This window comes from Streptomyces rishiriensis, from assembly GCF_030815485.1.
Classification (GTDB): Bacteria; Actinomycetota; Actinomycetes; order Streptomycetales; family Streptomycetaceae; genus Streptomyces; species Streptomyces rishiriensis_A.
Genome location: NZ_JAUSWV010000002.1, coordinates 6,660,421 through 6,685,722, shown reverse-complemented (window position 1 = coordinate 6,685,722; position 25,302 = coordinate 6,660,421). Strand labels below are relative to the sequence as shown.

The window sequence follows — 25,302 nt, the reverse complement described above, 5'->3', positions numbered from 1 at the left end:
AGTTCAGTGCCCGCAAGAGCCGAGCCCTTACGGAACAGGCCTGTCAGCCCTGCGCGGCGATGCGTGCCAACCGCTGCGCCTCTTCCCGCGTCGAGCGGGCGATCGCGTCCTCGTCGGCGTGCAACAGGCGTCCGTCCTCGACGATCTGACGGCCGTTCACGAGCGAGGCGGTGACGGGCGCCGCCGCGCCGAAGACCAGGGCGGTGACCGGGTCGGCGATGGAGGCGTGGGCGAGGGTGTCCAGCTTCCACAGCACCAGGTCGGCCAGCTTGCCCGGCTCCAGGGAGCCGATCTGCGAGGCGCGGCCCAGGACCTGTGCTCCGCCGTGGGTGCCGAGCCGCAGCGCCTGACGGGCGTTCAGGGCGGCCTCGCGGTGGGCGCCGAGGCGGTTGATGAGCAGGGCGTTGCGCAGCTCGGTGTGGAGCTCGCCGGACTCGTTGGAGGCCGTGCCGTCGACGCCGAGGCCGACCGGGACGCCGGCCCTCAGCATGTCGGGGACCCGGGCGATGCCCGCCGCCAGCCGGGCGTTGGAGGAGGGGCAGTGGGCGACGCCCGTTCCGGTCCGGGCGAAGGCGTCGATGTCGGAGTCGTTCATGTGGACGCAGTGCGCCATCCACACGTCCTCGCCCAGCCAGCCGGTGGACTCGAAGTAGTCGGTCGGGCCCATGCCGAACAGCTCGTGGCAGAACTTCTCCTCCTCGACCGTCTCCGAGCCGTGGGTGTGCAGACGCACGCCGAGCCGGCGGGCCAACTCGGCGCCCTGGCGCATCAGTTCGGTCGAGACGGAGAAGGGCGAGCAGGGGGCGACGGCGACCTGGGTCATCGCGTCGAAGGAGGCGTCGTGATGCTGTCCGACGGTCTGCTCGGTGGCGGCGAGGGCGCCTTCCAGGGTCTCGACGGCGAAGTCCGGGGGCAGGCCGCCGTCCTTCTCGCTGCGGTCCATGGAACCGCGGGCCAGGGTGAAGCGGACGCCCATGTCGCGGGCGGCGCCGATGATCGCGCCGGACAGGTCGCCGGAGCCCTTCGGGAAGACGTAGTGGTGGTCCATGGCGGTGGTGACGCCGCCGCGGGCCATCATCGCCAGGGAGCCCTGGGCGGCGGCGCGGACCATCTGTTCGTCGATGCGCGCCCAGGTGGGGTAGAGGGCGACGAGCCAGTCGAAGAGGTTGTGGTCGGTGGCCAGGCCCCGGGTGATCCACTGGTAGAAGTGGTGATGGGTGTTGACCAGGCCCGGGGTGACCAGGTGCCCGGTGGCGTCGATACGGCGCTCGACGTTCTCCAGGCCGTCCGGGGCCCTGCCCGCGCCGAGCGACTCGATCCGGTTGCCGGCGAGGACGACGTGACCGTTGCCGTATTCCGTGTCCTGAGCGTCGACGGTCGCGATCGAACAGTTCTCGATGACGGTGCGCCGGTCTGCTGCCATGGATTCGTCCTTTTCACTCAGTGGACTCTGGTGGAGAGGGCACGGCAGGACCCTGGGAGTTTGAGTGCCGTGGCCGGTGAGGCGCGGGCTCGCCGGCCACGGGTGCCGCGAAGGAGGGACGGTTCAGAGGTTGGTGAGGTCCACCGGGATCTTCGCCTCGCAGCCGTCCCGCAGAACGGTGGCCTCGATCAGGCCGTAGGGACGGTCGGCGGCGTAGTAGACGGCTCCGTCGGCGGTGTCGTTCTTCAGTCCGAACGGCTTCAGGTCCACCAGGAAGTGGTGCTTGTTGGGGAGCGAGAAGCGGACCTCGTCGATCTCGTCGCGGTGGTCGATGATCCGTGCGCCCATGGCGTACAGGGTCTGCTGGAGGGAGAGGGAGTACGTCTGCGCGAAGGCCAGCAGCATGTGCTTCTTGACCTGGGCGTACGACTCCTCCCAGTCCGGTGCCTGCTGGGCGTCGTCGGACCAGTGGAAGCGCCACCGGCTGGACACCTCGGTCGCCAGGACGCGGTCGTACGCCTCGGGCAGCGTCGTGTACTTGTCCTTGACGTAGCCCCAGAACTCGGAGTTCGTCGAGTTCATGACCGTCAGGTCCTTGAGCCCGGAGACGACCTCCCAGGAGGAGCCGTCGTAGGTGATCTGGGCGACGCGGGTCTCCTGGCCCCGGCGGACGAAGGAGTGCTCGTCCTCGCCGGGCGTCTCGATCCGCTCCCAGGCGTACTCCTCGATGCGGATCCGCGCGGTCCTGATCGGTTCCTGCGAGGTCACGAAGTGACGGGCGAGGTGGATGCCGAACTGCTCGGCGGACTCGATGCCGTGCTCCTTGGCGAACGCGTACACCGTGTTCTTGGTGGTGTCGGTCGGCAGGACGTTGGCGTTCGAGCCGGAGTAGTGGACCTCGTCCATGTCGCCGCTCAGCGACACGGACACGTTGAGGTCCTTGATGTGGTGGGTGGTGCCGTCCCGCGTGATCCTGACGACTCGGTTCTCGGCCTTGCCGTACTGGTTCTGTCCCAGGAACACAGGGCGGGCCGGGTGGGAATGGGCGGTCATCTAGCTAGCTCCCTCGGTAAACGGAGTAGCCGAACGGGTTGAGCAGCAGCGGTACGTGGTAGTGCTCGCCGGGTACGACGGCGAAGGTGATCGCCACCTCCGGGAAGAACACGGGTGGGGCACCGCTGTCCCGATTCGCGGGGGCGTCCTGCTGCGCATCGGCTTGCTTCTTCTCGGATCGCTCGAAATACGCCTCCACGGCGAAGTCGAGCCGTACATGGGTGGTCCCCTCCGGCAACGCCGGCAGGTCCTTGCAGCGGCCGTCCGCGTCGGTCGCGGAGCCGCCGAGCGCCCTCCAGCCCGCATCCGGCCCCTGCCGGGCATCCCGGCCCGAACGGGCGGACAGGTGGACGGCGACTCCCGCGGCGGGCCGGCCGACGGAGGTGTCCAGGATGTGGGTGGACACCGATGCGGTGCTGCTGGTGCTCATGGGGTGGGTCGGTCCTCTTCGACGAGTCGGGCGAGGCGGATACGGTTGATCTTGCCCAGTTCGACGCGGACGATCTCCCGTTCCTGCTCCGGCGCGTTGCCGATCCGCTCCTTGACCGCGTCGCGCAGCTGCTCGCCGGTGCGACCGGTGGCACAGATCAGGAAGACATGGCCGAACTTCTCCTGGTAGGCCAGGTTCAGTTCGAGCATCTCGGCCTTGAGTTCCCGCGAAGCGCCGGCCATGCCGTGCTGTTCGCGGGCCGAGGTCGGGTCGCCGGGCTTCGGACGGCCGATCGGCGGGTGCCCGGCCATCGCTTCCGCCAGGTCCGTGGCGGTCAGGTCGGCCATGGCGGCGTCGCTGACGCCGTACAGGTCGGTGACGGTGGCGTAGGGGCGGGCCGCGAGCAGTCGGGTGGTCCACGCCGTGGAGGCGCACGCCTCGTGGAGCGCGGCACGGGCCACGGACTCCTCGAGGTCGTTGAACCGGGCCAGGCCCGGGGGTGGGGAAGTCGAAGTCACGGGAGCCTCCGTGGCCGCGAGACGGCCTTCGTGCTTGAGCGGGCTGCGGCCAGCTAACGCCTGTCCGCGACATCACGTCAACACTTTGTTGAAAATTCCGGGTAACGAAACCCGGCGTCCACCGCCGGCCCACCACTCGCCCCCGGCCGGCCTCCGGACACGCCACAAGAGACCGCTCAGGCCTCTTTCTCCCGGTTGAGATAGTTGTAGACCGTGAAGCGGCTCACCCCGAGCGCGCTCGCCACGGTCTCCACACCGTGCCGTACGGAGAAGGCGCCACGCGCCTCGAGTATCCGCACGACCTCCTGCTTGGCCTTGCGGTCCAGGTCGGCGAGCGGTCTGCCCTTCCTGCGCTCCATGGCGGCGAGGATGTGGTCGAGGGAGTCGGCCAGCTGGGGCAGGCGCACGGCGACGGTGTCGACCCCTTCCCAGGCCAGGACGACGTCGTCGACGCCGGCCTCGTCCGGCGGGAGCATCTCCCCGCCCATCGCGTCGACCAGCGGCTTCACGGCCGCGATGAAGGCCTCGTCGCCGGAGGTGCTCACACGCCCTCCCCGACGACATCGCCGTCCGCGTCCCGGTCCCCGTCCCCCATGACGTTGACCTGGAGCGAGATGCGGGTGGCGCCCGCACCGAGGGACCTGCGCAGCAGGGCGTCCACGGCGGCGAGCACCGCGTCGGCGGCCCCCTCCACGGTGTTGCCGAACGGCCCCACGTCCACCGCGTCCAGGTCGGCCGCCTCGATCACCTCACGGGCGACCAGCGCGTGCGCGGGCGCCTCGTCGAGGTCGAAGGGCTCGGTGGTGAACTCCACTTTCAGTCGCATCGCGCCCCACACCTCTCTGAACGGGACCGGAACGTCGGCGCCCGGACACCGACCTTAACGGACCGGACGGACGACCACCCGGGAGTCGGGGTTCCACCTCGGCCGGGCTCCGGCGCACCCCTCCGCCCCTTGACAAGCCGCCCGGCCCAACGGCAATCTTCCAATAAGCAGAAAACAACTTCCGCAATACGGAAATACTCGACACGGAAGGGAGCGCGGCACCCTATGGGCTTCGAAGACCGGCGCTTCAACGTCAACCTGTCGATCCTCTTCACGGAACTCCCGCTCCTGGAGCGCCCCGCGGCGGCGGCCGCGGCCGGCTTCACCGCGGTCGAGCTGTGGTGGCCCTGGATCGACTCACCCACCCCCGAGCCGTCCGAGCTCGACGCCCTGAGGCAGGCGATCGAGGACGCGGGCGTACAGCTCACGGGCCTCAACTTCTATGCCGGACAGCTCCCGGGCCCCGACCGCGGCGCCCTGTCGCTGCCCGGCGAGGAGTCGGAACGGTTCCGTGCCAACATCGACGTGGCCGCCGGCTTCGCGCAGTCCCTGGGCTGCCGCGCGCTCAACGCGCTGTACGGCAACCGCCTCGACGGCGTGGACCCGGCCGAGCAGGACGCCCTCGCGCTGGAGAATTTGGTCCTCGCGGCCCGGGCAGCGCACCGGATCGGCGCGATCCTGCTCGTCGAGGCGCTGAACAGGCCCGAGTCGCCCCGCTACCCCCTGGTCAGTGCACCGGCCGCGATCGGCATCGTCGACAAGGTCAACGACGCCACAGGGCTCGGCAACGCGAAGTTCCTGATGGATCTGTACCACCTGTCGATGAACGGCGAGGACCTGCCGTCGGTGATCGAGCGCTACGCGTCGAGGACCGGCCATGTACAGATCGCCGACAACCCGGGCCGTGGCGCGCCGGGCACCGGCTCGCTGCCCCTCGAGGACCTCCTCGACCGGCTGCGGAAGGCCGGATACGACGGCTGGGTGGGCCTCGAGTACAAGCCGGGCGACCGTCCGAGCGCCGAGGCCTTCGACTGGCTGCCCCGCTGAACCCCCGTACCGAGAGGCACCCCCGATGAGCAACGCAGTTCCCGCAGTACCCGCACTTCCCAAGATCGCCTGGATCGGCCTCGGCATCATGGGCTCCCCCATGTCCGAGAACCTCGTCAAGGCGGGTTACGACGTCACCGGCTTCACCCTGGAACAGGACAAGCTGGACCGGCTCACGGCCGCCGGCGGCAGCGCCGCGGGCTCCGTCGCCGAGGCCGTGCGCGACGCCGACGTCGTGATCACGATGGTGCCCGCCTCGCCCCAGGTCGAGGCCATCGCGTACGGCCCCGAAGGCATCCTGGAGAACGCGCGGTCCGGGGCGCTTCTGATCGACATGTCCTCGATCACCCCGCAGACCTCGATCGACCTCGCACGGGCGGCGAAGGACAAGGGCATCCGGGTGCTCGACGCCCCGGTGTCCGGCGGTGAGGCCGGCGCCGTCGAGGCCGTGCTGTCCATCATGGTGGGCGGCGAGCAGGCCGACTTCGACGAGGCCGAGCCCGTCTTCGAGGCACTCGGCAAGACCATCGTGCTGTGCGGTCCGCACGGCTCGGGCCAGACCGTGAAGGCCGCCAACCAGCTGATCGTCGCCGTGAACATCCAGGCGTGCGCCGAGGCCGTGGTCTTCCTGGAGAAGTCGGGCGTGAACCTGAAGGCGGCGCTGGACGTCCTGGGCGGCGGGCTCGCCGGCTCGACCGTACTGGCCCGCAAGAAGGACAACTTCCTCACCCGCGACTTCAAGCCGGGCTTCCGGATCGACCTGCACCACAAGGACATGGGCATCGTCACGGACGCCGCCCGCAACGTCGGCGCGGCCCTGCCCGTCGGCGCGGTGGTCGCCCAGCTGGTCGCGAGCCTGCGCGCGCAGGGCGACGGCGGACTGGACCACTCGGCCCTGCTGCGGGCCGTGGAGCGCCTGTCGGGCGCGCGTCTCTGAGACTTCCGGGCGGCGCCGTCGCTGACATCTGTCCTGTCGCGCCCAGGCGGCGACGCCGCCCGGAAACCGCTTCCAGCAACCTGTCGCCGCCCGGTTCCCACGCCCCCGGCGCCGACGTGACACAAGACTCGTGCATGGCATCTGACGGAACGTCATAACGCCGTGCACGCGGCCCGCGGCTGTGCCGTGCGACCCGGATGAGGGGTGGTCGCCGGATACGGGCGCGGGCAGGGCGAGGACCGCGGCGGCGTGCGAGCCAGTGCGGTGGTGAAGGAACGGGGCCCGCTTCTCGACCTGAGGGAAGCCCGCTCCCGGCTCCGTCGCAACCCGCCGCGGTCCCTGCCCCTACCTCGACCCGTCCATGTCCCGGCCCACTCCGCCCCACCCCGCTCAGCCGGCCCCACCCCTGCCTCCGACCCCGGCCCGGCCTGTCCCGTCCGTCCCACTTCCCCGAAGAAGCTCCGTCCGGCGGCGCGAACGTCCTGTCGCGCCCAGCCTCGCGCCGTCGGACGGCCACCGCACCCCAGCGCTCCCCCGTCAGCAGGACCGACGAGGGAGCGCTGCGCGTTGCCCCGCGGAAAGGGCACCGATCTGGTTATGAATACGCGTATGAATACGGACAATACGACGCCGCAGCCGCACATCGTCGTCCACCCGCCGGCGCTCGACGGGTCCCGGCGGGTCACCTCGGGTGACGCCGTTCTCGGGGTCGCCTCCCATCTCGACGACGTCGTGGAGATCCTTCGGCTGGCCGACCTGGACCGGATCGAGGTGGAGGAGAGCGACCTCATCGAATGGCAGGGCGGCGGCCCCGACGACTGGCCGGGGCTGTCGGAGGAGCACGGGCACCGGCACGAGGAGTAGGCCGGGCACACCAACCTCAAATCAACCTCTGAAGTCCGTTCAAGAGGCTTCAACCACCCCCGCGCAAGGGCACATTGTGGTCACGCGGGGCCCGCCGACACGGGGGCGGCGGGCCTCGCTCCGGGGTTGGGAGCATGAGCGACGACATGTCGGTCCGGCTGGATCCCTACCAGGTCGCGCCGCTGCGGGGCGGTCCGCGGGCGGCGGGCGTCGGTCCGCAGGCGGCAGTGCGGTGGCCGCACCCGCCCTTCAGCTGAGGAGCCCGGTCGACGCGCGGCGGTCCGCGGGCAGCGGTGACAGTGGCCGCACCCGCCCATCAGCTGAGGAGTCCGGTCGACGCGGGGCGTCCGGGTCGGATCCGGGCGACCTGCGGGGCAGGCATCCCGTGCCGGCCGATGGCAGGGAAGGGGAAGGGCCGTCGACCGACGGCGTCCTGGCGGTGGCCCTGTACGGGCGAGCCCGCCCTGAGTGTCCTGGCAGCGCGCCCGCGCTTCGGGCAGGGCTGATCGCCCGGACCGAGGTGGCGGACACAGGGTTTCATCGCCGCTCACCGCGGGGCGGCGGAACGGGCGAAGTGATGTACTCCTGCGGCCGAGGCGGAGGCGGCGGCCGCTCGGACCGAATCCCGGAAACGGCTCGGAAAACGCCTACCGCACTGACAGGCAGCAACGCTTCTCGGAAAACGCCTACCGGACTGACGCACGGCAACGCTTGCGGAAAGCGCATACAGAAAGGGGTGGCCCATCCCCCGGATGGGCCACCCCTTCGCGACGACGAGCCTCGGCCCGGAACTTCAGTCCCGGACCCTCAGCCGTAGACCTTCAGCCTCAGACCTCAGACCCTCAGCCCTCAGCCCCGCAACCTCAGACCCTCAGCCTCACACCCACAACCTCAGACCTTCAGCGTCCTGATCGACGTCGGCGCATGCCCCGGCTCGGTGGCGAGCTCCTCGAACTCCACTACGTTGCCGATGTCGTTGGTGCCGCTCATCGAGATGTTGGTGACGCGCTCCAGGATCGCCTCCACGACGACCGGCACCTGGAACTCGGCGGCCAGCTTCTTGGCCTGTTCGAAAGCGGCCCCCAACTCGGCGGGGTCCGTCACCCGGATCGCCTTGCAGCCGAGGCCCTCGGCGACCTTGACGTGATCGACGCCGTACACGCCCAGCTCGGGCGAGTTGATGTTCTCGAACTCCAGCTTGACCTGGAAGTCGATGTCGAACGCCCGCTGCGCCTGCCGGATCAGCCCCAGGTAGGAGTTGTTGACGAGGACATGGACGTAAGGGATCTTGTGCTGTGCTCCGACCGCCAGCTCTTCGATCATGAACTGGAAGTCGTAGTCCCCGGAGAGGGCGACGACCTGCGCCTCCGGGTCGGCCTTCGCCACGCCCAGGGCCGCCGGGATGGTCCAACCGAGGGGCCCCGCCTGCCCGCAGTTGATCCAGTGGCGCGGCCGGTAGACGTGCAGCATCTGGGCGCCCGCGATCTGCGAGAGCCCGATGGTGGTGACGTACCGGGTCTCCGGACCGAAGGCCTTGTTCATCTCCTCATAGACGCGTTGCGGTTTGATCGGGATGTCGTCGAAGTGCGTCCGGCGCTGGAGGGTCGCCTTCTTCTCCTGCGCGGCGGCCGCCCACGCGGAACGGTCGGGGAGCGTGCCCGCCGCCTTCGACTCCCTCGCCGCCTCGACGAAGAGCTCGAGAGCCGCCTTCGCGTCCGAGGCGATCCCGTAGTCCGGAGCGAAGATCTTGCCGATCTGGGTGGGCTCGACGTCGACGTGGACGAAGGTGCGGCCGGCCGTGTAGACGTCGACGCGTCCGGTGTGACGGTTGGCCCAGCGGTTGCCGATACCGAGGACGAAGTCGGACTCCAGGAACGTCGCGTTGCCGTAGCGGTGCGAGGTCTGGAGGCCGACCATGCCGGCGTTCAGCTCGTGGTCGTCGGGGATCGCACCCCAGCCCATCAGCGTCGGGATGACCGGAGTGCCCGTCAACTCCGCGAATTCCACCAGGAGTTCCGTGGCATCCGCCGTGATGACGCCGCCACCCGCGACGATCAGCGGCCGCTCGGACGCGTTCAGCATCGAGAGCGCCTTCGCGATCTGCGCACGGCTCGCGACCGGCTTGTAGACGGGCAGCGGCTCGTACGTGTCCACGTCGAACTCGATCTCCGTCTGCTGGACGTCGACCGGCAGGTCGATGAGGACCGGGCCCGGCCGACCGGAGCGCATGAGGTGGAAGGCCTGCTGGAAGACGCCGGGGACCTGGGCCGCCTCCAGGACGGTGACCGCCATCTTGGTCACCGGCTTGGCGATGGAGGCGATGTCCACGGCCTGGAAGTCCTCCTTGTGGATCACGGCGGTCGGGGCCTGGCCCGTGATGCACAGGATCGGGACGGAGTCGCCGATGGCCGAGTACAGACCGGTGATCATGTCGGTGCCCGCCGGGCCCGAGGTGCCGACACAGACGCCGATGTTGCCCGGATGGGTCCGGGTATAGCCCTCGGCCATGTGGGAGGCGCCCTCGACATGACGGGCGAGGGTGTGGTTGATGCCGCCGGAGACCTCGAGTGCCGCGTAGAAAGGGTTGATCGCCGCGCCGGGGACACCGAACGCACTGGTGACGCCCTCGCGCTTGAGGATCTCGACTGCCGCGCGGGCAGCGGTCATACGAGCCATGGGCTACTCCTGCTTCGACTGCTTCAGCTGCTACAGCTGTCGGATTCGCTCTCCCGTCGCGCCCCGCGGTGAGCCCTTCCATCGGTTTCCAGCAATCCGCATACTTCCGTAATACGGAAAATACTTTCTGCTATCTGGAAGCAATGTAAGTGGGCAGGCGAAGGTCGTCAAGAGACGGACAAGCGGGGGCGGGAGGAGGACGATGGGGCCATGTCCGAGAGCGTGCCGGTGCGCTGCCCGGCCTGTCGGCGCGAGCGCCCCTACACCGCACCGTGCTACCCGTGTGCGTGCGGCGCTCCCGTCACGCCTGTGCTCGACCGGCGGACGGCGCCGACGACCGTCGTACACCGGGCGTGGGACGACGAGTGGGTCGCCCTGCGGTGTCCCTCCTGTCACCGTCGGCACCAGTGGCCGCACCCGGAACTGGGCTGCGCCTGCGGAGCGGTGATACGGGTCCCGGTGACCGACCCGCCCCCAGAGCCCGGAGAGGGGTCGGAGGCGGCGGGGACGGAAACAGACTCGGAAACAGGGTCGGAAACAACCGCCGTGGAAACAACCGCGCCGGAATCGCCACCGCCGCCGCCATCCGCACCTGCAAGGGATGCGGGACTTGCGCAGGCACAGGCACCGGCACAGACACCGGCACCGGCACCGGCACCGGCACCGGAGCGGCGTGCCTTCCGACCGGTCGCCATCCGTACCGCCCGTGACGCGGTCACCGCCGCAGCGCTCTATCTGAACTGGCTCGGGCACGAGGAGATCCGGCGAGCCGATCAACGGCCCACCTCCGGCATCGGACTCGCCGCCCGCGGGATCGTGGCCCAGGTGGATCCGAGCGTGCGGCCGGCCTCACTGCGGGACGTGGAGTGTCTCTGGCTGACGGCCATGACGGCATCCGCGGACTGTGTCTACTTCTCCCTCGCGGGGTACGCCGAGGACGCCCGGGCCCGTGCCGACCAACTGCGCGTACCGCTCTTCGTCCTGGACCTGACGGGCACCCCGCAGCCGGTCAACGCGATGGCCGACGCCCTCGACGCAGGAAACACCTGAGACGACGGCCATCACCGCGAAGAACCCGAAGTGCCCAGAGCCCGGGGCTCGAAGCCTCCGAGCCCCGAATCCCAAACCCGAGCTCCGAGCTCCGAGCTGCGAACTCCAAGCTCCGACGACCCGGACACCCCGAGCCCCGAGGACCCGGAAACATCGAGCCGGAAACACCGCTACAGCGCGTGCCCCTCACGCAGCTCGATCTTGCGCACCTTGCCCGAGACGGTCATCGGGAAGGCGTCCATGATGCGCAACCTGCTCGGGATCTTGTAGTGCGCCAGCCGGCCCTCGCAGTAGGCACGCAACTCCTCCAGCGACGGCGGGTCCGTCGCGTCGGCCGGGATGACGCAGGCGAGGACCTCCTCGCCGTACTTCTCGTGCGGGACGCCGACGACCTGGACGTCCCGGATCCCCGGGTGACCGTAGAGGAACTCCTCGATCTCGCGCGGGTAGATGTTCTCCCCGCCCCGGATGATCATGTCCTTGATCCGGCCGACGATCTCGACGTAACCGTCTTCGCGCATCACCGCCAGGTCCCCGGTGTGCATCCAGCGTCCCGCGTCGATCGACTCGGCGGTCTTCTCGGGTTCGTTCCAGTAACCGAGCATCACGCTGTAGCCGCGGGTGCACAGCTCCCCCGCGACGCCGCGCGGCCGGGTCACACCGTCCACCGGATCCACGACCTTCACCTCGATGTGCGGCAGGACTCTGCCCACGGTGCCGGTGCGGTGCTCCAGATCGTCCTCGCGGCGGGTCTGGGTGGAGACGGGCGAGGTCTCGGTCATGCCGTAGCAGATCGACACCTCGGCCATGTTCATCTCTGCGACCACCCGTTTCATCACCTCGACCGGGCAGGGCGAGCCGGCCATGATGCCGGTGCGCAGCGAGGAGAGGTCGTAGGACGCGAAGTCGGGCAGGTTCAACTCCGCGATGAACATGGTCGGGACGCCGTACAGAGAGGTGCACCGCTCCTGCTGGACGGCCTCCAGCGTGGCCTTCGGGTCGAAGGACGGGGCGGGGACGACGATGCAGGCGCCGTGCGAGGTGGCCGCCAGGTTTCCCATCACCATGCCGAAACAGTGGTAGAAGGGGACCGGGATGCAGATCCTGTCCAGCTCGCTGTAGGCGATCGACTCACCCACGAAGTAACCGTTGTTGAGAATGTTGTGGTGGGAGAGGGTGGCCCCCTTGGGGAAGCCCGTAGTACCCGAGGTGTACTGGATGTTGATGGGGTCGTCGCAGGACAACTCGTTTCCGCGGGTGTGGAGATCCTCGCGGAGATCGGGCGTTCCGCGCCGCAGCAACGCGTTCCAGCTCGGATCCCCGAAGTAAACGGTTTCCCGCAGTTGTGGACAGTTGCCGCGAACCTGCTCGACCATGGCGCGGTAGTCGCTCGTCCGGTGGCTGAGCGAGGCGAACAGCACGGAGATCCCGGCCTGTCGCAGGACGTACTCGACCTCGTGCGTGCGGTACGCCGGGTTGATGTTCACCATGATCGCGCCGATGCGGGCGGTGGCGTACTGGACGAGCACCCACTCGGCGCAGTTGACCGCCCAGATGCCCACCCGGTCGCCCTTGGCGACCCCGCTCGCGAGCAGCGCGTACGCGAGCCGGTCGACGTCCTCGACGAAGCGGCGGTACGTCCAGCGCCGCCCGGACGCCACGTCGACCAGTGCCTCGCGGTCCGGCCAGCGCTGCGCGGTGCGGTCGAGGTCGGCACCGATGGTGTCCCCGAGCAGCGCGGTAGCGCTCGTCCCGTGCGCATACGAAGCGCCTTGCCCCAGCGGGCGCGAGGCGCTCCCCTCGCCCGCAGCCGAAGCGGAAGCGGAAGCCGAAGCGGAAGCGCCCGTGTCCCTCGTGTAGGGAGCCTCGCTCACCGGAAGTCCTCCTCGCGGTACTCGTCCGGCGAACCCGCCTCGGTCGCCTCGCGCAGCTCGATCCGGCGGATCTTGCCGCTCACCGTCTTGGGCAGCGGGGCGAACTCCAGGCGGCGGACGCGCTTGTAGGGGGCGAGGACCTCGCGGGAGTGCTCGAACAGCACCTTCGCGGTGTCGGGGCCCGGTTCCCAGCCCTCGGCGAGCACGACGTACGCCTTGGGCACGGCGAGGCGCAGGGGGTCCGGGGCGGGGACGACGGCCGCCTCGGCGACCGCCTCGTGCTCCAGCAGCGCGCTCTCCAGCTCGAAGGGGCTGATCTTGTAGTCGGAGGCCTTGAGGACGTCGTCGGCCCGTCCGACGTAGGTGAGGTAACCGTTCTCGTCGCGGTTGCCGATGTCGCCGGTCCGGTAGTAGCCGCCGGCCATCGCCTCCGCCGTGCGGTCGGCGTCGCCGTGGTAACCGGTCATCAGGCCGACCGGCCGGGCCGCCAGGTCCAGTGCGATCTCGCCCTCCTCCGCACCCGGCGCGCCGGACACCGGGTCGAGGAGTTCCACCCGGTAGCCGGGGCTCGGGCGGCCCATCGAGCCGGTCTTGAGTTCCTGTCCGGGGCTGTTGGCGATCTGCACGGCCGTCTCGGTCTGCCCGAAGCCGTCGCGGACGGTCACCTTCCAGGCGCGCCGCACCTGCTCGATGACCTCGGGGTTGAGCGGCTCGCCCGCGGCCACCGCTTCGCGGGGCGGGATGCGCAGCTGGGTGAGGTCGGCCTGGATGAGCATGCGCCAGACGGTGGGCGGTGCGCAGAACGTCGTCACCCCCGCCCGGTCCATCTCGGTCATCAGCCGGGCCGGGTCGAAGCGGGTGTAGTTGTGGATGAAAACGGTTGCTTCGGCGTTCCAGGGAGCGAAGAGGTTGGACCAGGCGTGCTTGGCCCAGCCGGGCGAGGAGATGTTGAGGTGCACGTCGCCGGGCCGGAGCCCGATCCAGTACATCGTCGCCAGATGTCCGATCGGATACGACGTGTGGGTGTGCTCCACCAGCTTGGGGCGGGCGGTCGTGCCGGAGGTGAAGTAGAGCATCAGCGGGTCGTCGGCGAGGGTGGGGCCGTCGGGTGTGAAGCCGGCCGGGGCGGTGTAGGCGTCCTCGAACCGCTGCCAGCCCTCGGGGGCGCCGCCGACCGCGATGCGCCGGTAGTCGCCGGGGACCTCGTCGAACTTGCCGGTGTCCTCGGCGCGGACGAGGACGTGCCGGATACGGCCGCGCTCCACGCGGTCGGTCAGGTCGGCGGGGCCGAGCAGCGGTGTGGCCGGGATGACGACGGCGCGCAGTTTCATCGCGGCCAGCGCCGTCTCCCACAGTTCGGCCTGGTTGCCGAGCATGACGAGGATCCGGTCCTCGGCGGCGACGCCGCGCCCGCGCAGCCAGTTCGCGACCCGGTCGGAGCGCTCGGACAGCTCGGCGAAGCTGAGACGGGTTTCGGAACCGTCTTCTTCCACGATGTGCAGGGCGGTGCGCCCGTTGCCGTCGGCGATGACGTCGAACCAGTCCAGGGCCCAGTTGAAGCGTTCCGGGCGGGGCCACTCGAAACGCTCGTAAGCGGTTGTGTAGTCCTCGCGGTGTTCCAGCAGGAAGTCGCGGGCTCTGCGGAAGCACTCCGTCGCCGTCGTCATCTGTCCTCCGTGCTTTCTCGGCCTACTCGGTCGTGCACCGGCGGGGCGCTTCCCGCCCCCGCGGTTCACTCACGTGGCGCCGGACCATTGCCGGGCGGCTCTCTGCCATCGTGTAATCCGTGGTGCAGGTCTCACTACCCCCGGACGGGGGTGTGCGGCACCACGCCGCGCGGAAAGGGCGAGAACGTGGCGGCAGACGCGGCCGGAACGGTGGAGATCCGCGGTGCGCTGGCGCGGCTGCGGCGGACGACGGGGCTGCCGGTCGTCTTCGGCGGTCTGGTGGAGCCGGGGCGGCAGCGGATGCGGATCAGCGAGTTCAGCGGCGCGGCCGGTCTCGCGCTGCGCGGACTGGCGGTGACCTCCGGCAACGGCCTCGGCGGCAAGGCGGTGGCGTTGGCCCGTCCGTGCGCGGTGACCGACTACTCCCTCTCCCGGCAGATCAGTCACGAGTACGACGCGGCGGTCGCGGAGGAGGGTCTGCGCTCGGTGCTGGCGATCCCGGTGGTCGTACGGCGCCGGGTGCGCGGGGTGCTGTACGGCGCCCTGCGCACGGCCCAGCCGCTCGGCGACCGCACGCTGACGGCGGCCGTGCAGGTCGCGCGGGACGTCGAGCAGGCGCTGGTGGTCGGGGACGAGGCGCGCGACCTGCTGACCGCGGCCCGGCCGGTGGCCGCGAGCGCGGGGCCCGGTCCGGACGCCGGGGCGGGAGCGGGGGCGGGGGCCGGGTGGGAGCAGGTGCGTGAGGCGCACACGGCGCTGCGCGCGCTGGCCCCGCGGATCGCCGATCCGGCCCTGCGCGCCGAGCTTCTCGAGCTCTGCGGGCTGCTCACCCCGAGGCCGCCGGAGGGGTCGTCGGGGCAGCGGGTCGCCCTGGCCCCGCGTGAGCTGGACGTGCTGGCGTGGGTGGCGGCGGGGGCGACGAACGCGGCGGTGGCCGAGCGGCTGGGGCTGCGCCCGGAGACGGTCAAGGGCTATCTGCGGTCGGCGATGCGCAGGCTGGGCGCGCGCACCCGGGGAGAGGCGGTGGTCGCGGCCCGCAGGGCGGGCCTGCTGCCCTGATCGCGGGGCGCGCAACACGCCCGTAGCGCGGGCGGTGCAAGATGCCCGGGAGCGCAGATCACATCAAGCCAGGGAGGTCCCTCACGACAGGTGACCATTCATCGATCGAGTCCATGAATTTCCGTATGCATCACGTTGTTATATGGCTCACCACCCTGTGTCTCCGAATTTCAAAGAGACGTTGCCTAGAATTTGGCCCGGACACGACACTCGGAGGGGAGCGGTGACCGTGCGACGGGACTTCAAGGAGCCTGCCAGACGCCGCCCCGACCTGGTGATCGGCAGGGACGAGCTGTTCACGGCCGCCCGTGACCAGTTGGCGCGAGGCGGCAGTGTGCTGCTGCACGGCCCGGCCGGAATTGGAAAGTCGACCGTGCTGCGGGCATTGGCCGCGGATTACGGCGAGGCGGCCCACACCGTCCTGCGCTGCTCGGCGACCGAGTCCGAATCCCATCTCCCCTTCCTGGCTCTGGCCGACCTCTTCGGCCTGGTGCTGGACGGGATCTCGGACAAGTTGCCCGTCGCTCAGCGCACGGCCCTGGAGTCGGCGCTGACCGGCCGAGGCGAATCGACTCTGCAGCGCGACGGCCTCGCCCTGCGTCTTGCCGTGCTGTCGGCCCTGCGCGCCCTCGCCGCCGCGGGTCCCGTCCTGCTCGTCGCCGACGACCTCCAGTGGCTGGACTCGGCCAGCGCCGAACTCCTCGGCTTCGCCGCCCGCCGCCTCGGCGACACCCCGGTCCAGTTGCTGTGCGCGGTGCGGACGGAGGAGCAGGAGTACGACCGTCATCTACGCGCGTCCCCGCCCGACACCCTCGCCGTCCGGCTCAACCCCCTCTCCCGCGCCCAGGTCTCCGCGCTGCTCGACCACCGCGGTTACACCGACCTGCCCCGCTCGACGATGCGGGAGATCCACCGCACCAGCGGCGGCAACCCGCTCTTCGCCCTGGAACTGGGCCGGGCCCTCGGCGAGAGCCCGACACCGCCCCGGCCCGGCGAGCCGCTGCCGGTGCCGACCTCGCTGCGCGCCCTCGTCCTCAGCCGCCTCGACATGCTGTCCGACGAGGCCCGCCGCACCCTGCTCGTGGCCAGCGCCGGGGCCCGCCCCACGCTGGCCCTGCTGCACGCGGCCGGCCGGGAGAACGCCGAGGCCGAGACCGCGCAGGCGGCGGCCCTCGGGCTGCTGGCGACGGAGCCCGAGGGGCCGGCCGTACGGTTCGCGCATCCGCTGATCTCGGCCGCGCTGTACGCGGAGGCGCCCGCCCAGGAGCGCCGGGCCGCGCACGCCGCGCTGTCCACCGCCGCCTCCGACCCGATCGAACGGGCCCGCAACCTCGCCCTGGCCACCACCGGCACCGACCCCGAGGTCGCCGCCCGGCTCGCCGAGGCCGCCGCGCTCGCCCGCGACCGGGGCGCCCCCTCGGTCGCCGCCTCCCTCGGCCTCCTCGCCGCCCGGCACACCCCGCCCGACGGCGCTCCCGCCCCGGACGGCCGACGGCTCCAGGCCGCCGAGGACGCGATCACCGCGGGCGAGGTCGACCTCGCCCGGGACATCGCCCGCGAGGTGCTGACCCGGGCCAGCGTGCCCGCCGAGCGGATCCGGGCCTGGGAGGTGGTGATCGAGGCCGCCGGGCAGTCCCTGGGCGAGGTCGACGCCGTCTTCCCGCAGGCCCTCGCCGACGCCGGCGACGACCCGCGGCTGCTCGCCCTGGTCCACTACCGGCTGGCCTGGCGCAAGCTGATCGTGGAGGGCGACTTCGCCGAGGCCCGCGAGGAGGCCGCCCACACGGCCGACCTGGCGGCCCGCGGGGGCGACCGGCGCACCGAGCTGATGGCCCTGTCCTTCCAGGCCTCGACCGAGACCCTGATGGGCCACCCGAACGCCCCGGCCACCATCAAGCGGGCCCTGAGGGAGCCCCAGGACCCCTACGTGGCGTGCCATCACAACGGCGTGGGGGCGGCGCGCTTCCGCTGGCTGCTGATGAGCGATCAGCTGCCCGAGGCCCGGGCGACCATCACCGCGCTGCTGCGCGAGGTGCGCCGGCGCGGCATGGTCGAGAGCGAGGTCCACTTCCAGCGCTTCCTCGCCGAGACGGAACTGCGCTCCGGGCACTGCGGGCGCGCCCTCGACCTGGCCCGCGAGAGCCTGCGGCTGGCGCGGGACTCCGGGATCGGCCTGGGCGCCTCCGCGATGCTGGCCTCCCTCGCCGAGGCCTCCGGCGGTGACGTCGACCGGGCGCTGGCACTGGCCCGGGAGGCGGCCGGGAAGGCCGAGGAGGACGGCGACCAGATGTACGTCTCGCGCGCGCTGGCCGCGCTCGGCCACGCCCAGTTGGTCGCCGGGGACGCGGCGGGCGCCGTCGCCTCGCTGCGCCGGGTGCGGGAACTGGAGCAGGGTCTGGGCATCACCGACCCGGCCAGGGGCCGCTGGCAGGGCGACCTCGCCGAGGCGCTGGTCCGGGCCGGCGAGCCGGGCGAGGCACAGGACGTCATCGACGTGACGCGCGAGCACGCGCTCCGGCTGGGCCGGGAGAGCGTGCTGGCCGTGCTGGACCGGGCCGAGGCGATGGTGCGGGCGGCGCTCGGCGACCACGAGGCGGCGCTGTCGCGGCTGACGTCCGTTCAGGACCGGCTGGCCAAGCTGGGGTACGGCCTGGAGGAGGCACGGGCGGCGTTCGCGCTGGCCACGCTGCGCACCGGACGGCCCGGTCCGACGTCGTACGACGAGGCGGCCCGGTTGTTCCGGCGGTGCCGGGCGCTGCCCTGGCTGCGTCAGGTGGACGCGGCGGCGGCGACGGCCGCGCCCGGGACGGCCGCCGTGCCCCAGCAGACCGCTCCCCCGTCGGACGCGCTGGAGGGGCTGGCCTCGATGGAGCGTCAGGTCGCCGCGCTCGTCATGGAGGGCGCGACCAACCGGGAGATCGCCGCGCGGCTGTTCATCAGCGTCAAGACGGTCGAGGCGACCCTGACCCGGGTCTACCGCAAGCTGGGAATCCGGTCACGGGTGGACATCGTCCGACTGGCGGCGGGGCGTCACGCGAAGTGAAGAATCCGCGGGTTAACTGCCCCTCAGGGGCGCCCCACCCGCAGCGGGTGCTGCGCCCCGCGCGGCGGGTCCACTGAGGGCCCCCTCGGCGGCGACTGTGGCTCCCCTGAGCCGACCGAGGGTTTTCCCTGCCCCAACTCCCTTAGGGGGTTCCCTCATTGGGGGGAACGGGTGCCGGGTCCTAGCTTGAGGGACATGCCGCTCGCCCGGGCATACGGGGGTCGGTCCCGCGACCCCCGTGCAACCCCCCACACCCGCGCGACCCCCCACCGGCAACCCCACCGAGGAGATCCATGTTCGGGCTCAACCGGTTCGGAAAGACCGCCGCCGTCCTCGCGGCGACCGCCGCGGCCGCGACCGCGCTGCTCAGCGCCCCCACCGCTGTCGCAGCGCCGCAGCCGATCGTCGGCGGCACGACGGCCACGACCACGACGTATCCGTTCATGATGCAGATCACGGACGCCTCGCAGAACCAGTTCTGCGGCGGCACCCTCGTCTCGGCGACCAAGGTGGTCACGGCCGCCCACTGCATGGTCGGCGAGACCACGAGCAGCGTGCGCGTCGTCGGTGGGCGCACCTACCTCAACGGCACCAACGGCACGGTCAGCCGGGTCAGCAAGATCTGGATCAACCCGGGCTACACGGACGCCACCAACGGTGACGACGTGGCCGTCCTGACCCTGTCGACGTCGATGCCGTACACCACGGCGTCGTACGTCTCCTCGTCGCAGACCGGTGTGTACGCGGCGGGCACCACCGCCCGCATCATCGGCTGGGGCACCACCTCGGAGAACGGCAGCTCCTCCAACCAGCTGCGGACCGCGACCGTCCCGATCGTGTCCGACACCAGCTGCAAGAGCTCCTACGGTTCCGACTTCGTCGCGACCGACATGGTTTGCGCCGGATACACATCCGGCGGCGTAGACACCTGCCAGGGCGACAGCGGCGGTCCCCTGCTCATCGGGGGCGTCCTGGCAGGGATCACTTCTTGGGGCGAGGGCTGCGCGGAGGCCGGTTACCCGGGTGTGTACACCCGGCTGACCACCTTCTCCAGCCTGGTGACGACGCAGGTCAATTCCTAGCCCGTCACCGCGTGGCGGTACCCGAGAACTCCTGAGTACCCCTCAGGGAAAGACCGGGGGGCGCTGCGAGCCTCCACGAGCGGCCCGCAGCGCCCCCTATCCAAGATCCAAGCCCTCACCGGTCTCCGGTGGGGGCTTCTCGTCTGCCGGCGCGCGCGGCCGGCGGAGCGCGGTGGTCACGAGCGTACGACGGTCCCGAACCGGATGTCGTAGGCCTGCCCCGGGTGCAGGGTGGCCAGCATCCGCTCGCCCTCGGCGGTCACGTCCCGCCGCTCGGCCCCGGTGAGGGTGCCCAGGGGCTCGACGACCAGGGCGTCTCGCTCCAGTTTCCACACGCCGGCCAGGAAGCCGTCGACGAGGAGGGTGCAGTGCGCCTGGTTGCCCTGCCAGGAGCGGCCCCGGTATTCGGCCGGGACGATCCGGGTGCGGTCGGCGTGGGAGAGGAGAAGGTTGTCGAACTCCGGGAGGAAGCGCGGCGGGGCCGGGGTGCCCGGGTCGGGGCGCGGCGCGTCGGGCAGGTCGAAGAGCTCCACGCCGTGCTCGTCGACGAAGGTGCGGAGCTGCGGGCGGAGGCGTTCGAAGGCGTCGCGCAGCCGGGTCAGGCCGGCCCAGGTCTGCATGTCCTTGACGGAGGCCGGGCCGAAGGCGGCCAGGTAGCGCAGGACCACGGAGTCCGCCGTCGGGGCGGGCTCGGCGGCCCGGCCCAGCCAGTGCTCGGCGGTGGTGAGCGCGACCTGTCCGCTCCTGCCCCACAGTCCGCGCGGGGTGACCTGTACGAGGGGCAGCCGGCAGCGGGCGGCGACGGCCAGCGACACGGGGTCGGCGTCCGGCCACTCGGCGGACAGGACCTCGCGCAGCTGCTTCATGGTGCGCGGCTCGGCCTCGACGAGGTCACGGGCCAGGGCGGCGAGCCGGTCGAGGTCGACTCCGGCGAGGCCTTTGCGGAAGTACGTCAGTTCACGGTCGCGCGCGGGCTGGACGAACGGCCGGAGCGTCAGGCAGTCGTCGGCGGTGTGGGTGTGGATGGTGGAGCGCATGCTGACGATGCGGACGGCCTCCCGTCCGGCCATCAGCGCCGACAGTTCCTCCGGGACGAAGCCGTCGAGACGGGCGGCCAGCGCGTGGTACGGCGGCTTGACGTTCTGCGCCTGGAGGCCGAGCAGGTGCTCCACGGCGGCCGCGGCGGACATCGACGACGGCCGCAGCAGCAACTGCCGGTCGAGGGTGGCGCGGTTGAGGGCACGGACGTCGAGCACGGGGCCCGCCGGGTACGTCGTCTTCGTCATGTACGCAACGTAGCGGGGCTTGCGGACACCTTCCGTCCGCAACGTCCCCGAGGCAGGGACGGAGGGCGTCCCCTGCCCGGCCCGGCAGACCGCCGGGCCGCCGGGCCGCCGGGCCGCCGGGCCGCCGGGCCGCCGGGAGGGACGTTGCGGCCACGTTCCGGCCGTGTGCCATTCAATGGAAATCCGCCTGGTGGCCGTCTCGGCGGGCCCCCATTCTTGCCGCACGCCTCGTGGGGGGCCCGGGCCGCCAGGTCCCGGACATGCCGCTCCCGGGCGTTCCGCCCTCACCGCCCGGCTCGCGAAAGGAGCGGCTGCGTGACATCGACGTCTGCAGGCCCCTCGCTCACGGCACCGTCCGCCCGGACCTCCGAACGCTGGAACCCCCGTCTGGTGGCCTTGCTGGTGGCCCTGATCTGGCCGACGCAGCTGCTGGCCGTCGCCGGCATCGTCACGGCCAACACGACGGCCGACATCGCGCAACGCTTCCACACCACCCAGGTCGCCTGGTTCTCGCTGATCGTCACCATGGTGTCGACCCTGCTCATCCCGTTCGTCATCAAGGCAGGCGACCGGTACGGACGGCGGCGGATCATGCTCGCCATGATCGGCCTCGGGGTCGTCGGCGACATCGTCGCGGCCATGGCGGGCAGTTTCTGGCTGCTGCTGGTCGGCCGGGGCATCGCCGCTTGCTACGCCCCGTTCGCCGCCCTGTCCTTCCCCGCCGTGCGCGACCTCTTCCCCGCCCGGTTGGTGAAGCCGGCCAGCGCCGTGCTCGGCGGCAGCATGGGTCTGGTGGGCGTCGTGGGACCGTTGCTCGCCGGCCGGCTGATCGACGCCGGCGGCTACCGGGCCGCACTGTGGTTCATCGCCGCGGCGACGGCGGTGGCGTTCGTCCTGGTGGCGCTGCTGGTGCCCGAGACCCCGCGGCACGACTTCCAGAACGGCTTCGACTGGCTGGGCGGGATGCTGCTCGGCGGTGGCCTGACGGCCGTGGTCTACGCGGTCGGCCGGGGCGGGAGCTGGGGCTGGACGAGCGGCGCGACCCTCGGCTGGACGGCCGGCGGGCTGGTGGCGCTCGTCGTCTTCGTCCTCGTCGAACGCGGCAGCGCCCATCCGATCCTCGATCTGCGGGTGCTCGGCCGGCGCCCGGTCGCGCTGACCGTCAGCGCCGCGGCCGTCGGTCAGGCCACCGCGCTGGCGATGGCCTCCATGGGCATCCTGCTGGCCCTCTACCCGCACATCCCCGGGGTCTCCGACGGCCTGGGCTGGACCAGCACGCACAACGCGCGCATCGGCCTGACCTGGAACCTGGTCATGCTCGGCACCGGTTTCGTCGCCGGCCGCCTGCTGCGCAAGGCCGACGCCCGCCTGCTGTGGGGGATCGGCCTCGGGCTGGCCGCGGCGGGCTACGGGCTGATGAGCCTCTTCCACGCCGACGCCACCGAGCTCGTCCTGACGGCGTGTCTGGCCAACCTCGGCACCGGCCTCATCGTCTCCGTCGCCCCCGTGCTGGTGCTGGGCGTGGTCTCGGTGGAGGAGCAGGGGCAGGGCAGCGGCCTGATGCAGATGCTCTTCAACTTCTTCGGCACGGTGGTCCCCGCCGTGTGCTTCGCGGTCCTCGCCGCGCACAGCACGGTGCTGAAGGGCACCGCCTTCTACCTGGACGCGGGGTACACCTGGGTCTTCTGGACCGGAGCGCTGGTCCTGCTGGCGGCGCTGGTGGTGTCCCTGTTCATCCCGGCCCTTCGGGATCCGGCGGAGAGCGACCCGGCCCCCGCCGCCTGACCGGACAGAACCCCGGCCGCGGATCCTCACCGCCACCGCAACCGTCACCCCCCGCCGAGTGCCAGGGCGGGGGGTGACGACGCTGTCTCGCTCGGGGTTCACCCGGGGACCTGCCGAGGGTTGGCTCACGGATCCGGCCCGGGTCGCCCCGGGGGTTCACCGCCGTCGGAGGAGGCTGCCCTGCGCCGGAGCCGGCGGGCCCGTGACGGCGCCGAGGCTGCGGGACAGGGCCCGGGCGGTGGCACGCAGAGCCGGCGCGAGCACGCGGGGCTCCGCGTGGCCGGCCGGCACGACCACCGACAGCGCCGCGACGACCTCGCCGTCGGCCCCTCGTACGGGCGCGGCCACCGCGTGCAGCGGGACGGGTTCCGCGCGGTTGACGACGGCCACCCCGGTGCCGCGGATCTCGGCGAGGGAACGCCGCAGCGCCGCGGAGGACAGCGGCACGCCCTCCGGCTCGTGGGTCAGGGCCTGCGCGAGGACCTCGTCCTGGAAGTCGGGCTCGGCGTGGGCGAGCAGCACCAGACCGACGCCCGTGGAGTGCAGCGGCAGCCGGCCTCCCACCCGGTACAGCACGTCGATGGCGGCGTGCGCCGACAGCCGCTCGACGAGCAGCGCGTCCGTGCCGTCCCGTACGGCCAGCAGGACGTGCTGGTGCGTCGCCTCGTAGAGATCCTCCATGTAAGGGAGAGCCACCCTGCGCAGCCCGTGCGCGCGCGGTGCCAGCGAGGCGACCTCCCACAGCCGCAGGCCCACGACGTAGCGGCCGTCGGCGTCCCGCTCCAGAGCGCCCCAGTGCACCAGTCGCCGGGCCAGGCGTAGCGTCGTGCTCGGCGGGGTGCCGGTGACGCGGCTGAGCTCGGCGAGGGTCAGCGAGCGGCGGTCCTCGGTGAAGGCCGTGAGCAGCGCGAACGCACGGTCGATCACCGGCTCGCCCTGCGGCGGCCGTCTTCCCCGGGCGGCACGGGACGCGCCCGCGTTGTTCGTCACCCGTGCAGTGTGACCCACCCCGCGAGCAGAAACGTATGGCGTCCACGTTTCGACCGCATGCCAATCAATGGAATTCCGCCTGGTGGGACGCCGGCAGCGGGCCCATCCTTACTGCACCCGTCCTGACCGCGGCCGTGCCGCCGCGGTGGCCGTCCTGACGGCAGACCTCGACAGGTTGCCCGCCTCGGGCAGAGCCGATCAGATTTCCGAGGAGATCCCATGACTGCGGAGTTCGTCCAGAGCGGCGGTGCCAAGCGCCTCCCCCTGCCGGGGAAGCCGACGCCCTTCTTCCTGGAGGCCGGAGAGGGGGAACGGTCCCACCTGTTCGACGCCCTCATCACCGTTCTGCTCAGCAAGGACGAGACCGCCGGCCAGTTCGGCCTCTTCACCTACGCCGCGCCCAAGGGCGACGCGATCCCCACCCACAGCCACGCCGACGTGCACGAGACCTTCTACATCCTGTCCGGTCGCGCCCGGGTGTGGATCCAGGACGGCGAAGGGGAGACGTACGAGAAGCTCCTGAAGCCCGGCGACTTCGGCTACGTGCCCGCCGGCTGTCTGCACACCTTCCGGGTCGAGGCCGACGACACCAAGATCATGGGCGCGTCCAGCGGCGGCTTCGAGCGGTTCTTCGGCGAGGCCGGCACCCGCACGGACTCCCCGCAGCTCCCGCACCCGCCCTACATCCCCTCCCACGAGCAGCTGGCCCGGGTCGCCCGCGAACACCGGCAGGAGTTCCGGTTCGACCTGCGTCCCCTGGACGGCTGACATGGCCCCGTACGCATCCGCACTCCCGGCGGAGCAGACCACGACCGCGGGCGCCCGGGTGCTCCGGGGGGTCGAGTACGCCTCGCCGCCCGGCTTCCGTCCGCTGCTGCTCGACCTGTACCGCCCCGCGCACGACCCGCAGCGTCCCGTCCCGGTGGTCGTCTTCCTGCACGGCGGCGGCTGGCGGACCGGGCGGCGCGACCAGTTCGGCCCGGCCTTCGCCGGGTGGCCGGTCGGCCCGTTCGACCGTCTCGTCCGGGCAGGCTTCGCGGTCGCCTCCCTCGACTACCGGCTCAGCGGCGAGGCCGTCTTCCCGGCCCAGTTGCACGACGGAAAGGCAGCGCTGCGCTGGCTGAGCGCGCACGCCGGGGCGCTGGGGCTCGACGCCGGACGGGTCGTGCTGTGGGGCGAGTCGGCCGGCGGTCATCTCGCGGCCCTGCTCGCGCTCACCGACGGCAGGCCCGAGTGGGAGGGCGAGGTCGGTGAGCCCGGCGCGGGAGTGACCGTCGCCGGGGTCGTCGACTGGTACGGGCCCGCGGATTTGCGCACCATGCAGCGCCAGTCCCGGCCCGACGCGGTGAGCGCGCCGGACGCCGTGGACTCACGGGAGGCGCTGCTCATCGGCGCACCGGTACCGCAGGCGCCGGAACGCGCCGCCGCGGCGAGTCCGGTGAGCCATGTGTCCGCCGCCGCCCCGCCCTTCCTGCTCGCCCACGGCACCGCCGACCGGTTCGTCCCCAGCGGGCAGAGCGAACAGCTCGCCGAGGCCCTGCGCGCGCACGGCTGCCTGGTCACCCTGCACCTGGTCGAGCACGCGGATCACCTCTGGGCCGGACTGCCCGACCCCGAGGCCGTGTTCGCCGAAGCCGTGGAGTTCGCCGTCCAGGTCTGCGGTGCCCCCGGGCTCGCCGCCCCGGCCTGACT

General features: G+C 71.6%; 22 protein-coding genes. 11 read left to right on the top strand and 11 right to left on the bottom strand.

Features of this window, described 5'->3' with window-relative positions:
• Positions 1-43: 43 nt before the first annotated feature.
• The 6 genes from QF030_RS32165 to QF030_RS32140 form a co-directional block, all read right to left on the bottom strand.
• Positions 44-1,423 carry an 8-oxoguanine deaminase gene (locus tag QF030_RS32165; RefSeq protein ID WP_307166078.1) on the bottom strand — a complete coding sequence of 460 codons (1,380 nt, stop codon included), beginning with the start codon at positions 1,421-1,423 and terminating at the stop codon, positions 44-46.
• 123 nt (positions 1,424-1,546) lie between these two features.
• The gene (pucL, locus tag QF030_RS32160; RefSeq protein WP_307166077.1) at positions 1,547-2,476 is read right to left on the bottom strand and encodes a factor-independent urate hydroxylase; all 930 of its coding nucleotides are present in this window, start codon (positions 2,474-2,476) and stop codon (positions 1,547-1,549) included.
• 4 nt (positions 2,477-2,480) lie between these two features.
• Positions 2,481-2,906, bottom strand: coding sequence for a hydroxyisourate hydrolase (gene uraH / locus QF030_RS32155; protein ID WP_307166076.1), 426 nt, complete (start codon positions 2,904-2,906; stop codon positions 2,481-2,483).
• Positions 2,903-3,424 carry a 2-oxo-4-hydroxy-4-carboxy-5-ureidoimidazoline decarboxylase gene (gene uraD / locus QF030_RS32150; RefSeq protein ID WP_307166075.1) on the bottom strand — a complete coding sequence of 174 codons (522 nt, stop codon included), beginning with the start codon at positions 3,422-3,424 and terminating at the stop codon, positions 2,903-2,905. The genes uraH and uraD overlap by 4 nt, the downstream gene beginning before the upstream one ends.
• A gap of 176 nt (positions 3,425-3,600) precedes the next feature.
• The gene (locus tag QF030_RS32145; protein ID WP_062648954.1) at positions 3,601-3,969 is read right to left on the bottom strand and encodes a helix-turn-helix domain-containing protein; all 369 of its coding nucleotides are present in this window, start codon (positions 3,967-3,969) and stop codon (positions 3,601-3,603) included.
• A complete protein-coding gene (locus tag QF030_RS32140) occupies positions 3,966-4,250 on the bottom strand; it encodes a thiamine-binding protein (protein WP_307166074.1) in 285 nt (94 codons plus the stop codon). Before QF030_RS32140 ends, QF030_RS32145 begins: the two co-directional genes overlap by 4 nt.
• A gap of 225 nt (positions 4,251-4,475) precedes the next feature.
• On the opposite strand from QF030_RS32140, the gene QF030_RS32135 reads away from it, so the two are divergent.
• The 4 genes from QF030_RS32135 (at position 4,476) to QF030_RS32120 (ending at position 7,355) form a co-directional block, all read left to right on the top strand.
• A complete protein-coding gene (locus QF030_RS32135) occupies positions 4,476-5,297 on the top strand; it encodes a TIM barrel protein (RefSeq protein WP_307166073.1) in 822 nt (273 codons plus the stop codon).
• Between the two features lie 25 nt (positions 5,298-5,322).
• Positions 5,323-6,234, top strand: a complete 912-nt coding sequence (locus QF030_RS32130) for a 2-hydroxy-3-oxopropionate reductase (protein ID WP_307166072.1) — start codon at positions 5,323-5,325, stop codon at positions 6,232-6,234.
• Positions 6,235-6,843: 609 nt separating this feature from the next.
• Positions 6,844-7,098, top strand: a complete 255-nt coding sequence (locus tag QF030_RS32125; protein ID WP_307166071.1) for a hypothetical protein — start codon at positions 6,844-6,846, stop codon at positions 7,096-7,098.
• Between the two features lie 134 nt (positions 7,099-7,232).
• A complete protein-coding gene (locus QF030_RS32120; protein ID WP_307166070.1) occupies positions 7,233-7,355 on the top strand; it encodes a hypothetical protein in 123 nt (40 codons plus the stop codon).
• A 634-nt stretch (positions 7,356-7,989) separates the two neighbouring features.
• Here the strand turns inward: QF030_RS32120 and gcl are convergent.
• The gene (gene gcl, locus QF030_RS32115) at positions 7,990-9,774 is read right to left on the bottom strand and encodes a glyoxylate carboligase (RefSeq protein ID WP_307166069.1); all 1,785 of its coding nucleotides are present in this window, start codon (positions 9,772-9,774) and stop codon (positions 7,990-7,992) included.
• Between the two features lie 210 nt (positions 9,775-9,984).
• On the opposite strand from gcl, the gene QF030_RS32110 reads away from it, so the two are divergent.
• On the top strand, positions 9,985-10,824 hold the full coding sequence (locus QF030_RS32110; protein ID WP_307166068.1) for a hypothetical protein: 840 nt from the start codon (positions 9,985-9,987) through the stop codon (positions 10,822-10,824).
• 170 nt (positions 10,825-10,994) lie between these two features.
• Here the strand turns inward: QF030_RS32110 and QF030_RS32105 are convergent, their stop codons facing one another.
• Both QF030_RS32105 and QF030_RS32100 read right to left on the bottom strand, forming a co-directional pair.
• Complete coding sequence (locus QF030_RS32105) at positions 10,995-12,605, bottom strand: AMP-binding protein (protein ID WP_307167758.1); 1,611 nt, start codon at positions 12,603-12,605, stop codon at positions 10,995-10,997.
• Positions 12,606-12,694: 89 nt separating this feature from the next.
• Positions 12,695-14,365, bottom strand: coding sequence for an AMP-binding protein (locus tag QF030_RS32100; RefSeq protein WP_307166067.1), 1,671 nt, complete (start codon positions 14,363-14,365; stop codon positions 12,695-12,697).
• Between the two features lie 186 nt (positions 14,366-14,551).
• Between QF030_RS32100 and QF030_RS32095 the strand changes: the two genes are divergently transcribed.
• The 3 genes from QF030_RS32095 (at position 14,552) to QF030_RS32085 (ending at position 19,549) form a co-directional block, all read left to right on the top strand.
• Entirely contained in the window at positions 14,552-15,424 is an 873-nt protein-coding gene (locus tag QF030_RS32095) for a helix-turn-helix transcriptional regulator (RefSeq protein WP_307166066.1), read from the top strand.
• A gap of 223 nt (positions 15,425-15,647) precedes the next feature.
• The gene (locus QF030_RS32090) at positions 15,648-18,467 is read left to right on the top strand and encodes an ATP-binding protein (protein WP_307166065.1); all 2,820 of its coding nucleotides are present in this window, start codon (positions 15,648-15,650) and stop codon (positions 18,465-18,467) included.
• A 293-nt stretch (positions 18,468-18,760) separates the two neighbouring features.
• Positions 18,761-19,549, top strand: coding sequence for a S1 family peptidase (locus QF030_RS32085; protein WP_307166064.1), 789 nt, complete (start codon positions 18,761-18,763; stop codon positions 19,547-19,549).
• 176 nt (positions 19,550-19,725) lie between these two features.
• Here QF030_RS32085 and QF030_RS32080 read toward each other — a convergent pair whose 3' ends face one another.
• Positions 19,726-20,835, bottom strand: coding sequence for a winged helix DNA-binding domain-containing protein (locus QF030_RS32080; RefSeq protein ID WP_307166063.1), 1,110 nt, complete (start codon positions 20,833-20,835; stop codon positions 19,726-19,728).
• A 315-nt stretch (positions 20,836-21,150) separates the two neighbouring features.
• Here QF030_RS32080 and QF030_RS32075 point away from each other — a divergent pair, with 315 nt between their 5' ends.
• Entirely contained in the window at positions 21,151-22,620 is a 1,470-nt protein-coding gene (locus QF030_RS32075; RefSeq protein WP_307166062.1) for an MFS transporter, read from the top strand.
• Positions 22,621-22,776: 156 nt separating this feature from the next.
• Here the strand turns inward: QF030_RS32075 and QF030_RS32070 are convergent, their stop codons facing one another.
• Positions 22,777-23,610 carry an IclR family transcriptional regulator gene (locus QF030_RS32070; protein WP_307166061.1) on the bottom strand — a complete coding sequence of 278 codons (834 nt, stop codon included), beginning with the start codon at positions 23,608-23,610 and terminating at the stop codon, positions 22,777-22,779.
• Positions 23,611-23,829: 219 nt separating this feature from the next.
• Between QF030_RS32070 and QF030_RS32065 the strand changes: the two genes are divergently transcribed.
• Both QF030_RS32065 and QF030_RS32060 read left to right on the top strand, forming a co-directional pair.
• Entirely contained in the window at positions 23,830-24,378 is a 549-nt protein-coding gene (locus QF030_RS32065) for a quercetin 2,3-dioxygenase (protein ID WP_307166060.1), read from the top strand.
• Between the two features lies 1 nt (position 24,379).
• A complete protein-coding gene (locus QF030_RS32060) occupies positions 24,380-25,300 on the top strand; it encodes an alpha/beta hydrolase (protein WP_307166059.1) in 921 nt (306 codons plus the stop codon).
• Positions 25,301-25,302: the final 2 nt, after the last annotated feature.